This window comes from Pseudohongiella acticola, from assembly GCF_001758195.1.
GTDB classification, from domain to species: domain Bacteria; phylum Pseudomonadota; class Gammaproteobacteria; order Pseudomonadales; family Pseudohongiellaceae; genus Pseudohongiella; species Pseudohongiella acticola.
Window position 1 is genome coordinate 1683754 of the sequence record NZ_MASR01000001.1, and the last position, 14614, is coordinate 1698367.

Consider the following 14614-nt stretch of genomic DNA (forward strand, 5'->3'; position numbering starts at 1 on the left):
TGCGCCCCGCCACGCACCTGCCCTCGTTGCACACCCGCGTGGTATACTCCGCCGCAATCGATAATGCAGGTATCCACTATGAGCGAATCCAGTAAACCAGCGAACATCCAATGGGGCGGCCGTTTCTCCGAAGCCACCGATGCCTTTGTGCAACGATTCACCGCCTCGGTCAGTTTTGATCAGCGCATGTACCGTCAGGACATCGCCGGCTCCGTTGCCCATGCGCGCATGCTCAAAACCGCCGGCATTCTCAGTGCCGACGAATGCGATGCCATTCTGCAGGGTCTGGAAGACATCAGGGCCGACATCGAAGCCGGTACCTTCGAGTGGTCGGTTGAGCTGGAAGATGTGCATATGAACATCGAATCCGCCCTGACCAAACGTATCGGCCTGACCGGGAAAAAATTGCATACCGGCCGCTCCCGCAACGATCAGGTGGCCACGGATATCCGTCTGTATGTGCGCGACGAAATTGACGTCATCGCCAGCGAACTGACGCGTCTGCAAACGGCGTTGCTGGCACTGGCAGAACGCGAGGCCGACACCATCATGCCCGGTTTCACGCATCTGCAGACAGCACAGCCGATCACGCTGGGTCACCACCTGCTGGCCTGGTACGAGATGCTGGATCGTGACTACAGCCGGCTGCAGGACTGCCGCAAACGCATGAATATTTCTCCGCTCGGGTCCGCTGCACTCGCCGGCACCAGCTTCCCGATTGACCGGCACTTCACCGCCGAGCAACTGGGTTTTGATGCGCCCAGCCGGAACTCACTGGACTCGGTCAGCGACCGCGATTTTGCCATCGAGCTGGCCGCCTGTGGCAGCCTGATCATGACGCACCTGTCGCGATTCTCGGAAGAGCTGGTACTGTGGACCTCAGCGCAGTTTGATTTCATTGACCTGCCGGACCGTTTCTGCACTGGCTCATCAATCATGCCGCAGAAAAAGAACCCGGACGTACCCGAGCTTGTACGCGGCAAAACCGGCCGCGTACACGGCCACCTTGTCTCTCTGCTGACATTGATGAAGTCGCAGCCGCTGGCGTACAACAAAGACAACCAGGAAGACAAAGAGCCGCTGTTTGACCTGACGGATACGCTGCGCGACTGCCTGAAAGCCTACGCCGACATGATTCCGGCACTGCAGGCAAAGAAGGACAACATGTATCTGGCCGCCAAAAAAGGCTATGCCACTGCAACTGACCTGGCGGATTACCTGGTCAAGAAAGGCCTGGCCTTCCGGGATGCCCACGAAATTGTCGGCAAGTCGGTGGCATATGGTCTGCAGCAGAAAAAGGACCTCAGCGAAATGAGCCTGGACGAGCTGCAGCAATTCTCCGATATCATTACTGACGACGTGTTTGCTGTGCTCAGCCTGGAAGGTTCGGTGCAGGCCCGGGACCATATCGGCGGCACCGCACCCAATCAGGTGCGAAGTGCCGTGGCGACCTGCCGGGAACTGCTCGAGCAACGCTAGTCGGGCTGGGCGCGATGCCATTAGCCGCTCCCGCCCTAACACGTTATAATCCCGGCACTATTAACAGTCAGACCGGTTCAGGTCTGCCAATCACGCCATCAACAGTCAGGCCAGACCTTTGAGCCCGGGATTCATAACGTGCAACGATCAGCCATTATTGTCATGACAGCCATCCTGATGAGCGGCCTGGGTGCGTGTGGCCAGAAAGGGCCTTTGCAACGCCCTGAAGCCCCGACGCTCAATGGTCAGCAGAATGCCGCCATTTCCATACCATCAGGACAATATGAATCCATTTTATTATCAGAACAACGAACTGTTTGCTGAACAGGTAGCCTTGCGCAACATCGCTGCCGAATACGGCACGCCATGTTATGTCTATTCCAGAGCTGCGCTTGAGCACAACCTGCTGGCTTACGAAAATGCGCTGGGTGACACCCCTCACCTGACCTGCTACGCCGTCAAGGCAAACTCCAATCTTGCCGTGCTCGATGTGCTGGCGCGCAAGGGTGCCGGTTTTGACATCGTGTCCGGTGGTGAACTGACACGCGTACTGGCCGCCGGCGGCAAAGCAGAAAAAATCATTTTTTCGGGCCTGGGCAAAACTGAAGCTGAAATAGAACAGGCGCTACAGGCAGAGATTCTGTGCTTCAACATCGAATCGGAACCGGAGCTGGATCGCATCAACGCCGTTGCCGCAGGCCTGGGTGTCAGGGCGCCGGTGTCTGTCCGGGTCAACCCCGATGTGGACGCGGGCACTCACCCCTACATTTCCACCGGCCTGAAAGAGAACAAGTTCGGCATCGACATCAACCGGGCATTTGCTGTTTACGAACGCGCGGCGGCGCTGGACAACATCCGTGTCACCGGTATCGATTGCCATATCGGTTCACAGCTCACTGCCATTGACCCCTACCTGGATGCGATCGACCGCGTTCTGAGCCTGGTCGACCAGCTGTCCGCTGCCGGCATCCAGCTTGAGCATTTTGATATGGGCGGTGGCCTTGGTGTTGTTTATCATAAGGAAACGCCACCTTCACCGCAGCTGCTGATAGAGGCGGTAAAGCGCAAAATGGAAGGCAGAAATCTGGTGTTAATGCTGGAACCTGGTCGCTCAATTGCCGCCAATGCAGGCATCTTCATCACCCGGATCGAGTTCCTGAAACACACGGAGCATAAGCATTTTGCCATTATCGACGGCGCCATGAATGATTTGCTGCGGCCGGCGCTGTATGGCGCCTGGCAGGAGATCGTGCCAGTTTCGACGGCACCGTCAGACTTGCGCAGCGAATACGTATATGATGTTGTGGGTCCGGTCTGCGAGTCTGGCGACTTCCTGGGCAAGGACCGTGAACTGAAAATTGCCGCAGGCGATCTACTGGCGGTGCGTTCGGCAGGTGCTTATGGATTTGTCATGAGCTCAAATTACAACACCCGCAACCGGGCAGCAGAAGTCATGGTTGACGGTGACAACGCCTCGCTGGTTCGTCAGCGGGAAACCATTGATTACCAGCTCAGCCTGGAAAACGTATTGGCAGAGTAATGCGCAGAAGTCCGATAACAACAGAACCCGGCCACAACCAGGATCTGGCCCGAACTCAGAATCGGGCCCCGGAGCAAGCGCTGCGCGTCAATTTTACCAAGATGCATGGTCTGGGTAACGACTTCATGGTGATTGACCAGATTTCCCATCCGGTCGAACTCAGTGCCGAACAGATTCGGTCGCTGGGTGACCGCCACCGCGGCGTGGGTTTCGACCAGCTATTGATTATTGCCCCGCCCACTCGCCCGGACGCCGATTTCAGTTACCGCATTTTTAATGCCGATGGCAGTGAAGTTGAGCATTGCGGAAATGGTGCGCGCTGCTTCGCACGCTATGTTCTCATGCGCGGTCTTGCCGCGCGCAGCCCGATTCGGGTGCAGACGCGCAATCGCCTGCTGGAACTGCACACTGACGACAATGCTCGGGTCAGCGTTGATATGGGCGAACCCGACTTCGCCCCTGCCTCCCTGCCCTTTGTTGCCGACACGCGTCAGCCGGGCTATCAGCTCAACGTTGAATCTTATGGGACGGTCGACTTCCAGGCGGTTTCCATGGGCAATCCCCATATCGTGTTGACGGTCGCCGACGCAAATACTGCGCCTGTCGGCTCGCTCGGGCCGGAACTGTACAGCCACGCCGCATTTCCTCAAGGTGTCAACGTGGGTTTCATGCAGATCGTTGACCGGGACACCATACGCCTGCGTGTATTCGAACGTGGCGCGGGTGAAACCGAAGCCTGTGGCACCGGCGCTTGCGCCGCCGTGGCATGTGGTATTCAGGCAGGTCTCCTGAACACCCGCGTGCGTGCGGTGCTGACCGGCGGGGATTTGACAATAGAGTGGGCCGGGGCCGGCCAACCCGTTATCATGACCGGGCCCGCAACAACCGTATTTGAAGGCAGCGTGCTGATATGAATATCAGACAGCAACAGCATCAAGCATTATCAACGAGGCATAACGAATGAGCAGCGACATTTCTTCAGCAAAAAAGACAGCCGTAACATCACGTTCAGAAGCGCTGTCGGCAGACGAAGTTGCCAGCTACCTGACTGAGCACCCGGACTTTTTTGTCGATCGCGACAACCTGCTTGCCGATATGACTGTGCCACATGAAAGCGGCGGGGCCATCTCACTGCTCGAACGACAGGTCAAAATTCTACGTGACCGCAGCATTGAATCCCGACACACGTTGAACGGCCTGTTGGAAAATGCCCGTTACAATGATCAACTGTTCAGTGTCACCCGCAACCTGATTCTGACACTGCTGGAAGAAGACAAACTTGATCAACTGTCGGTCGTCACCGAGTCCAGCCTGTCAACCCAGCCCGGGATTGATGCCTGCCGCCTTATTCTTGTTGATACCAGCGACGCTGCCACTGAATTGCAAAAACGCTTCCCTTCGCTGTTACGCAGCCGCCAGGTTCTGACGCAGGCGCTGGACAAAGACACATCCTGGCTTCTGTTTCCGGGCACAACCCCGGTATTGCGCTCGGCAGCCCTATGCCCGGTAACGCACCGAAACAGCCTGTTGGCGGTACTGGTTATCGGCAACCACGCACAGGACTATTTTACCGAAGAGCTCGACACCCTGTTCCTGGATTTTATTGCCGAGGTTCTGGGCGTACTGATCAGCAGGCTGACATCACCCGGAGAATAACGGCCACCACGCTGCCGACAATCATCGGACACCGGCCACGGAAGAACAACAGGCGGATTTTATGCTGTTTCGCACTCGCTCAATCCTGCAACTGACTGTACTGGGTTTTCTGGCGGTGACAGCATTGCTGATATCGGCGCTGGTCATCAGTGTCCGTCAGCTTGATACGCTGACAACTTCCGGACAACTGACCGTCAATCAATCCGCTTTTGCCATGCGCGCCAGCCGCGAATTAATTGAACACAGCGGCGCTCTTGAACGCAGCGCCCGGCAGTTTCTTATTTTGCGTGACCCGGCACTCCTTGAAGTCTACGACGACCGTCGCGAATCACTTCACGAGACGCTGGCACAACTGCTATCACTGAACAACGACGACGCCATTTCGGCCCAGGCCGAGGAACTGCAGGGCATGGAGATGCAGGCTTATAGCGAACTTAATGCCGCCACCTCACAGACCGATTTTGAATACCCGCGGTTGCTGGAAACCGCTTATGAGCTGACCCGACTGACATCCACCTGGGTCGATACCAGAGCCGCACTACTTCGGGAGCAGACCGCCAACAGCCAGCGCGCACTCAATATTCGCACCCTGCTGCTGGTCTGCACCGCACTGCTGCTGGCGGTCCTGTTTGTGACCCTGATTACCCGGCCATTGCGACAACTGGACATCGCCATCCGGGACCTGGGCAAAGGCGCCTATGAACAGAGAATCAGGATCGGCGGCCCCACCGACCTGCGTTTACTGGGCGCCCGACTGGACTGGTTGCGCGATCGCCTGCAGCAACTGGAACAGCAGCGCAGCGAGTTTCTGCGCCATATCTCTCACGAACTAAAAACACCACTGGCCGCGATGCAGGAAAGTGCCGCCTTGATGGGCGATGGGATCGCCGGCCCGGTCAATGCAGAGCAGAAAACCCTGATCGGCATTCTCAGCAATAACTGCCAGCGCCTGCTCGGTCTGATCGAAGGCCTGTTGCGTCATAATGCTGAGAGCTTTGCTATTGTTGATGCACCGCCGGAAGCCATCAAGCTGACAGCCATGGTGAAAGGCATCGTGTCCAGCCATCAGGCGTCGACACAAAACACCCAACTTAAATGGCATACGCGCCTGGACAAAGTAGCAATCAGTGGTGACCGCGAACGAATTCGCGTGATTGTTGACAACCTGCTCAGTAACGCGGTCAAATTCTCTCCACGAAATGGCAAAATAGCCATTACAATGGTGCGGGACAAAGAATTTATTGATATTGACGTTGCCGATGAAGGCCCCGGCGTGCCGGAGGAAGAGCAAGAGAAAATATTCTCAGCGTTTTTCCAGGGCACTGCCCGGCCTCGTGAGCATTACCATAGCACCGGTCTTGGCCTCGCCATCGCCCGCGAATATGCAGAACAGATGGGTGGCAAACTGATTATCATCAATAACAAGGCAGGACAGGGCGCCTGTTTCAGGCTGTCGCTGCCGAGACGCTGGCAAAGGAAAACCAAAGCATGATGCGTTTACTCTGTATTACCGCGCTGACAAGTGTGCTGGCCTCATGCCAGTCCTTGCCATCAGGCCTGGGCGGCAACAACGAGCTCTCTTCTTTACTCTACTTTCAACAGTCACTGGACAGCCGCGAACAGGCGGACCTGGTCACAGAAGCGGAACAGATCAGATCGTCGCTGAGCCAGGACTCTGACACATCCGCAGCCTCTCACCTGCGTCTGCGCATGCTCGAACTGCAGATACAATTGCGCGAACTTCAGCAGGTGCATGAAGTACAGCTACAGCAGATTCAGTCCCTTGAGAACCAGATCGAGGCACTGACGGCAATCGAGCAGCAGATTAACCGCCGCGGCCAGTTGCAGGAGACGGTCAATGAGTGACAAGCCCCGTATTCTGCTGGTCGACGATGACGAAGATTTGTTGCACCTGATCCGTATGCGCCTGCAGGCCAACAACCTGGATGTGAGTGCTGTCGACTCGGCAGAGAAAGCCATTACCGAACTCGGTCGTTACCGCCCGCACGTGGTCATTACCGACCTGCGCATGCCTGGCATGGATGGCATGGCCTTATTTGAATCTATCCAGGAACGCTTTCTGCAGCTGCCGGTCATCATTCTCACTGCCCACGGCACCATTCCTGATGCCGTTGCGGCCGTGCAACGTGGCGTCTTCAGCTATCTGGTCAAACCGGTAGACGCCGACATATTAATGGACAAAATTACGCAGGCGTTGAGCCAGAGCAGTCCGCAGGACGATGAAAACGGTGACGACAGCGACAGCTGGCGCCAGGGAATTGTGTCCTGCAGCCAGGCCATGGAAACACTGTTGCAGCAGGCCAAGGCCGCCGCACGAACAGATGTCAGCGTGTTAATCCAGAGTGAAACCGGCACCGGTAAAGAGCTGCTGGCAAAAGCGGTACATCGTGCCAGTAATCGCCACGATGCAGCCTTCATGACGCTGAACTGTGCCGCGATACCCGAAACACTGCTGGAGTCCGAGCTGTTCGGCCACACGGCTGGTGCCTACACCGGTGCCGGCAAGGCGACCGACGGGTTGTTCAAGGCAGCCGATAAAGGCACTGTTTTTCTGGACGAAATCGGTGATATGCCGCTGAGCGCGCAGGCCAAATTATTGCGGGTATTGGAACAGGGCGAAGTCAGACCCGTTGGCTCCACCGAAACCATCAAAGTTGATGTACGTATCCTGTCGGCAACACACCATGACCTGCACGAGAAAGTGCGTGCGGGAACGTTTCGCGAGGATCTGTTTTATCGGCTGAATGTGATCACCCTGGAACAGCCTCGGTTGGCAGACCGGCGAGAGGACATACCCCTGCTGGCCAACCACTTTGCACAACAGTTAAGCGATCGACACGGCCGGGAGGAAGGCATGCGGTTTGCACCCGATGCCATGGAAGTGATGGTCAGTGCCCCATGGCCCGGCAATGTCCGACAATTGCTCAATGTGGTCGAACAGTGTGTGGTGCTCAGCCCGCAAAACCTGATCCCGCGACAACTGGTAGAGCGGGCCCTGCGCTTCAAGGCAGAAAAGCTGTTGAACATGAACGATGCCCGCAATCAGTTCGAGCATGATTACCTGATTCGACTACTCAATCTGGCCGAAGGCAATATTGCACTGGCCGCCCGACTGGCCGAACGCAATCGCAGTGAATTCTATAATCTGCTCAAACGCCACGACCTGGATCCGGACCAGTTCCGCAAACCAGCAGAATAAGGCCCAGCCATCGGTGTCGGGCCAACCCGACACCGTTAACACTGTAAAATCAGACACTTAACAAAATCCCATCAAAAGTGTCTGCCACCCCCGACAGCAGTTTAGCCCTCCCCAACAAACGAATATCACAAGTCGCTGATTTATAAGCTTTTATATTTCTGGCACGGAACCTGCTATCTCCATAGTGACGGAGCAATCCCCGATTGTTTTCCCGCCTTTAACCCGCAAGGAGTCTGCTAAGGCTCACAGCCAAGGATGCATTGGAACGGACCTGTACCTACACCTTCCTTATAAGTCCGGCTGTTTTAACCCCCAGGAAACTGGGGGTTTTTTTTGCCTGCAGGAAACACCTGAGCCCATGACTTCACGTTGATGGTCAATACTCGGTACAATGCGTCTTCTGACCAAGCAGAGCAGATTGCCTGACTGCAGCAAATACAGCAGCAAACTCAGCAAAGGATGACCACCATCAACAACATAGACTCGTCGCCGCTGGTTTCAATAATCTGCCGCACCGTCGACCGGCCCAGCCTGACGCAGGCCCTTGATTCCGTGTTCAGCCAGACCTGGCCCAACATTGAGTTGGTGGTAGTCGACGCCCGCGGTCAGGGTTTGCAATCACCGGCTACGCCAGTACGGGATATCACGGTGAAAGTGGTCAGCACGGGTAAGCCCCTGAACCGGCCGGCCGCCGCCAATGCCGGCCTTGACCACGCCAGCGGAGACTGGTTGTTATTTCTGGATGACGACGACTGGATAGCACCCGAGCATATCCAGATCCTGATGAGTGCCTTGCAAGACAGGCCAGGCCTGGTGGCATACAGCGATACTCAGGTTACCGACCCAGACGGACACGCCACCGACAAAGTATTTGCACACGCATTCGATCCGGTCCTGCTCAAGCGGGACAACTACCTCCCGATTCATTCCGTCCTGTTCTCCAGATCCCTGATCGATAGCGGCTGTCGTTTTGACGAAACGTTGGCTATCTACGAAGACTGGGACTTCTGGCAGCAGTGCGCCCGTCATGGCGATTTCCTGCATGTCGAGTCCGTCACCGCGTTCTATCGACAGGGCGGTGACTCAGCGACAGCACTGGAGCAGGAACAGGAACAGGACAAATACAAAAGCGGGACACCGCAGGCACGCGCCAGAATTGACGTGCTCAACAAGTGGTTGCCATACTGGCGCGGCGAAGAACTTAACAGCCTGCTGGTCAGTTCAGCCGACTACAGCAACATCAAAGCGGAGCTTGCCGCGTGCGTCCAACACATCAGAAATCTCGAACAGGAAAACACTAACGTCGCCGGGCAATTACATCAGGCCAGGGTCCAGCAACAGAGTGCTGATGCCGAGTATCATAAAGTACTCGAACAATTGCAGACCGCGCAGAATCAGTTCGCGCAACTGCAGGCTCAGCACACTGAGTTGCAGGCCCACCATGAAGAACTGCAAGCCCACTACACAGAACTGAACAGACAACTGACCTACGTCAAAAATTCGCTGTCCTGGCGCGCAACCCGACCTTTCCGCTGGCTTGGCAGACACCTCAAACGCATAGGCGGACATCGCACCGATGAATGAAACTGAACCAATGACCGTAGCCGAACTCCCCAGCTGTAGCATCATCATTCCAACACGCGACAAACTGGAATTACTCAAGCCCTGTGTGGACAGCATTCTTGCATCCCCCTATGCCGGCGATCTGCAGGTATTGATCGTCGACAACGGCAGTACTGATCAGAAAACCCTGAGCTACCTTGACAGCATCCTGGCCGATGCCCGGGTAAAAGTGCTGAGCTGGAACAGACCATTCAATTTTTCCGAGATCAACAACATGGCCGCAAATCAGGCCACCGGCGATGTGTTGTGTTTTCTGAATAATGATATTGAAGTCAAATCCAGTGACTGGCTGGAGCGTCTGCTGCCCGTGGCCAACCTGCCAGACGTTGGCGCGGTTGGCGCCCTGCTGCTCTACCCTGACAATACCATTCAGCATGCCGGCGTTGCCCTGGACAGCAGCTGGGTCGGGCTCCACATTGCTCACGGCATGGCCATGGATGATCTTGCACAGCGTTTCGAAATCGACCACTGGTACGCCGTCGATGCAGTCACCGCCGCATGCCTGTTTACGCGCAAAGACCGCTTCCTGGAGTTTGGCGGGTTTGACGAAAAATCACTGGCGGTTTCCTTTAATGATCTGGATTATTGCCTGCGCTTACGTAAAGCCAGACTGCCCTGCCTGATCAACCCGTCTGTGCAGTTGGTCCATCACGAATCGCAAACCCGCAAAAGTGACAACCTGCCCGAGAATCAGCCACGGGCGATGCAGGAAAAACGTCTTATGCTGTCGCGCTGGCATAACTGGCTGGCCGCCGCCAGTTATCAGGGCACAGTGCCCTGGCAGGCGCTGGGCGAGAAGAAAAACAGTGCATCCATGGACAGTGTCATCGCCGCGATTGCCGATATCCGTGACTCACTGGCGATACCTGGCGCAGTAACCGCTAACGGACACAGGCCGGACTCGGTCGAGGAGCGTTATCGACTGCTCGAAATCGATTACCGGGCATTGGAAGTTCACGCCAGAAATCTGCAGTCTGAACTGACACTGATCACCGGGAGTCGGTTCTGGCGACTGACCGCCCCACTGCGTCGATTGCTTGGTGCGTTGATACGATTAAAACAACGGGCAGGCCGGGCACTGGTGTCTACCGCACTGGGTCGCCGGATATATGGTCTGAAACAGACAGTCGAACTGTCAAAACCTGTACCTGATGCTGTCATTGATGCCGACGACGTAAAAAAACAACATTCGCAGAATGCCAGCGCCGCGCTGGACGAATTCATTGATGACGCCCAGGCCCTGGTGTTGCCGCACTCGGACAAGCCCGTTGTCTCCATTATTCTTGTCCTGTTCAATCAGGCACCTTTAACCTTGATGTGCCTGAAATCGCTGATTGCCCATTGCGACGTCGACGTTGAAATTATTATCGTGGATAACAACTCCACGGACCGCACAGCAGAAATGATGGCATTGGTGGAGAACGCCACTACCTTGCATAACCAGGACAATGTCGGATTTGTCCATGCCGTCAATCAGGGCGCTGAAGCAGCCCGAGGTGACTTCCTGCTGTTCTTGAATAACGATGCATTGTTGCAGCCCGGTTCTCTGCGTGCGGCGCTCAACGTGTTTGGCCAGGAATCCAATGCCGGCGCCGTCGGTGGAAAAATTCGCTTGCTGGACGGCAGCCTGCAGGAGGCCGGCAGCATCATCTGGCAGGATGGCAGTTGCCTGGGTTATGGCCGCGGCATGCAACCGGACAACCCCGAGTTTATGTTTCGACGCGATGTTGATTATTGCTCCGGCGCATTCCTGCTGACACCACGCGCGTTGTTCGCAGAGCTGGGTGGTTTTGATATTGACTACGCACCCGCGTATTACGAAGAATCCGATTACTGCATCCGCCTGAACAAAGCCGGTTATCGAATCATTTATGAGCCGGCCGCCGACATTATCCATTACGAGTTTGCCAGTTCCGGCGGTTATGAAGGCGCCAGCAAATTGCAGCAGGAGCATCGCGAAATCCTGTGCCAGAAACACCAGGATTATCTGGCTAAGCAATACCCCGCCGCCGAGTCCAATATTCTAAAAGCCAGAACGGCTTCGCGACGCCAGAACGTGTTATTGATTGATGACAGGGTGCCACATGCCGCTCTCGGTGCCGGTTATCCGCGTTGCCGGGAAATCCTGCATGAACTGGTCGCTGCCAACTACAATGTAACGCTGTTTCCGTTACGGACTTCCTATGATGAGTGGCCCGATACCTACGCCACCCTGCCACCCTCCGTCGAAGTCATGCTGTATCTGGGCAAAGACCGGCTGGGTGAGTTTCTGACCCAGCGCCGCGATGTCTACGACACCATTATCGTCAGTCGCAGCCACAACATGGAATGGCTGAAGGACCTGCAACACAAACACCAGGCGATCACTGGCAACGCCCGCATCGTCTATGATGCCGAAGCCTTGATCGCACCGCGCGAGGCCGCCCGAATGCGCCTTCAGGGTGAATCAGTCTCAGCCCAGCGCGAAGCACGCATGGTCAAAGATGAACTGGAACTTGCCCGTGATGCTGACTGCGTGTTGGCCGTCTCTCAGGCCGAAGCCGATATTTACCAGCAGGCTGGTTTCGAAAACGTTCTGGTTCTTGGACACAAGACTGTGGCGACACCGACCCCGAGAAACTTTAAACAGCGCCAGGACTTTCTTTTTGTCGGGGCACTGCGTGATGACAATTCACCCAATGTGGATTCGCTGCTGTGGTTTACCGAAAAAGTTTTGCCCCTGATCAAAAAGCAACTGGGCAGTGACTTCAGAGTCCTGGTGGTGGGCGACAATATTGCCCCCTCCCTGAAGCGCATTCAGGCTGACGGTATTAAATTCATGGGCCGACAGCCTGACATTACCCCGCTGTATGATCATTGCCGGGTGTTTATCGCGCCGACGCGTTTTGCCGCGGGCATCCCCCATAAAATTCATGAGGCGGCGGCCTTTGGCATACCGGTGGTCGCCACTGAACTGCTCGCCGGTCAGCTGTCATGGACAGATTGTGACGAGCTGTTGGTAGGAGACAGTGCTGAGGCATTTGCCGATCAGTGTGTACGCCTGTACCAGGACGAGACACTCTGGGACCATGTCCGGGGTAAAGCCCTGGACGCGCTCGCCAGAGACTGCTCCCCGGAACAGTTTACCGCCGTCGTGCAATCACTGACGCAGGCTGCTTCCACACAGTCTCAGCAAACGTCGCCGGAGCTGGCAGCTACAGGCGCCTGAGCAAACGAAAGCTCAGCCGCCGAACCAGTGCACTGGCATGCTTCAGCGCAGCGACACGACGTAGCGCCCAACGCCTGGTCGGCCCGACTTCCGCCCCGTAACGCTGGTCGAAACACACGGCCTGCACTGCCAGTGTCCTGAACAGCTCACTGGCGTCCTGGGTGTCATTGTTGGCGAGCAGCGTCTGCAGACGTCTGAACCTGAAACCGGAGCGTGACGCAGCCCGCGCGCCCAGGGTATTGCCGCCATGCTGGCGATAGTCAACCAGCGCCGACGGTTCAAAGTATCGGTGCCCAAAGGCACTGGCGACCAGCGACAGCCACCAGTCGTGCATGACCGCCTCTGCAGGAATGGGCAGGGCTTTACGTACCAGCGCTGTATTCATCAAAGCAGTGCAGCCGGTCAATGTGTTACTGACCAGTTGCGCGACAAACCCCGTGTGTTGCACCCGCAGCATCTGATACGCGGCCAATGACGGCGCCAGTAACTGACCTGCTTTGTCTACCACGCGCAGGTCACTGTGCACCAACGCCGGGATGGTTGCCGACGTCGCTTCCAGTTGTTTCATTCGCTGCAGACAACACGCCAGTTTGTCCGCATGCCACCAGTCGTCCTGGTCGGCCAGTGCTACATAACACGGTGGAGACGCTGGTCTGTTATCGATCAGGGTCAGGGCGTGCTGCAGCAGCAGACCAAAACTTGCGGAAGCTCCCAGGTTACCCAGACTGTCATGAATCAACGATATCCGATCGGGAAATTTCCCGGCGTAGGCCTGCAGAATCTGTACCGAATGATCTGATGAACCATCGTCCCGGGCCAGCAACAGGAAATTCCGGTGGCTCTGGCCAAGAATCGAATCCAGCTGCTCCGCGAGAAATGCAGCGCCGTTGTAGACCGGCATCAATACCAGAATATCAGGCAAGCCATGCTGATCAGTCATTGAGTGACCCGGCATCCTTGATGCCCCGGCGAATCTGCGCAGCGTATTCACCTCGTTGAGGGGAAAACAGCACCAGCCAGGCCGTCTTTAGTACAAAACGGAAACAGTCGCGCAGCTTCCAGGCCACAGGGGCATAGCTCTGCCGGTACAGGTGCAGGCGATTGCGGGTGGAATAATAACTGCGGGCGGGACTATGCCGAACCATTACGCCGGCACGAACCAGCGGATTACGACTGGGTTCGCCGATACTGTGCAACAGAATGGCAGCGTCAGTGCCAACAAGCGCATAGCCTTTGGCTTTGGCCCGGAAGCACCATTCCAGGTCGATATTATCGATGAAATAGTCATCCTTCATGGGGCCAATCGCGGCAACAGCGGACAGCGACATCAGGCTGCCGGAGGAAATCAGAAAATCGGCTTCGAACAGGTCATCGGCAGTGGCCATCGCACAATCCGAACGTCGACCTAACCGGAACAACCTGAACGGTGTGCGACGGCCCGTGCCCGGGTCCTGCAGGCGGGGCCCGACGGCGCCGACGGGCTGTGAACTGACATCGCACGCACGATACCAGGCCTGCAACATGGACTCACAGAACCCGTCGGTAAGACGACTGTCCTGATCAAACAAAAATACAAATTCGTACTGGTTCTCGCGCAGATACTGCAGTCCGGCATTCATCGCGACGGACAGACCCCGGTTCTGTTGCCACGGGATCATGCTTGCTTCAGGCGCCAGCGAATCTACCAGGGCTTTGACCTGCGCCGCGTTGTCGGATCCGTTATCCACCACCACAACATCACATCCCTGCGCCGTCAGATCCGTCAGCAAGGCAGCCAGCGTCTCGATATCGGGCTGCCAGGTTACCACCACGGCACCACATTGATTGATGCAGGTGTTATGAGCTTTCACAGACTCCATCAAGTAACCCCGGCTAACCGAATTCTGCG

General features: G+C 56.3%; 12 protein-coding genes. 10 read left to right on the forward strand and 2 right to left on the reverse strand.

Translation table 11 applies throughout. The features are described from left to right. The first annotated feature begins 78 nt into the window (after positions 1-78). From argH to PHACT_RS07145, 10 genes are all read left to right on the forward strand, one after another. The gene (argH, locus tag PHACT_RS07105) at positions 79-1479 is read left to right on the forward strand and encodes an argininosuccinate lyase (protein WP_139141463.1); all 1401 of its coding nucleotides are present in this window, start codon (positions 79-81) and stop codon (positions 1477-1479) included. Between the two features lie 162 nt (positions 1480-1641). Beyond that, positions 1642-1803 carry an LPS translocon maturation chaperone LptM gene (gene lptM, locus PHACT_RS16770; RefSeq protein WP_281201743.1) on the forward strand — a complete coding sequence of 54 codons (162 nt, stop codon included), beginning with the start codon at positions 1642-1644 and terminating at the stop codon, positions 1801-1803. Beyond that, entirely contained in the window at positions 1763-3019 is a 1257-nt protein-coding gene (gene lysA / locus PHACT_RS07110; RefSeq protein ID WP_070118211.1) for a diaminopimelate decarboxylase, read from the forward strand. The genes lptM and lysA overlap by 41 nt, the downstream gene beginning before the upstream one ends. Before the next feature lie 80 nt (positions 3020-3099). Continuing rightward, positions 3100-3933 carry a diaminopimelate epimerase gene (dapF, locus tag PHACT_RS07115; protein ID WP_317622277.1) on the forward strand — a complete coding sequence of 278 codons (834 nt, stop codon included), beginning with the start codon at positions 3100-3102 and terminating at the stop codon, positions 3931-3933. A 46-nt stretch (positions 3934-3979) separates the two neighbouring features. Further along, on the forward strand, positions 3980-4675 hold the full coding sequence (locus PHACT_RS07120; protein WP_070116546.1) for a DUF484 family protein: 696 nt from the start codon (positions 3980-3982) through the stop codon (positions 4673-4675). Between the two features lie 61 nt (positions 4676-4736). Further along, a complete protein-coding gene (locus PHACT_RS07125) occupies positions 4737-6167 on the forward strand; it encodes a HAMP domain-containing sensor histidine kinase (protein ID WP_070116547.1) in 1431 nt (476 codons plus the stop codon). Continuing rightward, positions 6164-6541, forward strand: a complete 378-nt coding sequence (locus tag PHACT_RS07130) for a hypothetical protein (RefSeq protein WP_070116548.1) — start codon at positions 6164-6166, stop codon at positions 6539-6541. The genes PHACT_RS07125 and PHACT_RS07130 overlap by 4 nt, the downstream gene beginning before the upstream one ends. Continuing rightward, the gene (locus PHACT_RS07135) at positions 6534-7895 is read left to right on the forward strand and encodes a sigma 54-interacting transcriptional regulator (protein WP_070116549.1); all 1362 of its coding nucleotides are present in this window, start codon (positions 6534-6536) and stop codon (positions 7893-7895) included. Before PHACT_RS07130 ends, PHACT_RS07135 begins: the two co-directional genes overlap by 8 nt. A gap of 459 nt (positions 7896-8354) precedes the next feature. Next, complete coding sequence (locus tag PHACT_RS07140; protein ID WP_070116550.1) at positions 8355-9479, forward strand: glycosyltransferase; 1125 nt, start codon at positions 8355-8357, stop codon at positions 9477-9479. Next, positions 9472-12726: a glycosyltransferase gene (locus tag PHACT_RS07145; RefSeq protein ID WP_083264411.1), complete on the forward strand. Its 3255-nt coding sequence runs from the start codon at positions 9472-9474 to the stop codon at positions 12724-12726. The genes PHACT_RS07140 and PHACT_RS07145 overlap by 8 nt, the downstream gene beginning before the upstream one ends. On the opposite strand, the gene PHACT_RS07150 is transcribed toward PHACT_RS07145, so the two are convergent. Continuing rightward, the gene (locus tag PHACT_RS07150) at positions 12713-13666 is read right to left on the reverse strand and encodes a glycosyltransferase family 2 protein (RefSeq protein WP_070116551.1); all 954 of its coding nucleotides are present in this window, start codon (positions 13664-13666) and stop codon (positions 12713-12715) included. The two genes, PHACT_RS07145 and PHACT_RS07150, sit on opposite strands and share 14 nt — an antisense overlap. Further along, positions 13659-14576, reverse strand: a complete 918-nt coding sequence (locus PHACT_RS07155; RefSeq protein WP_169819413.1) for a glycosyltransferase family 2 protein — start codon at positions 14574-14576, stop codon at positions 13659-13661. The genes PHACT_RS07150 and PHACT_RS07155 overlap by 8 nt, the downstream gene beginning before the upstream one ends. Positions 14577-14614 lie beyond the last annotated feature (38 nt).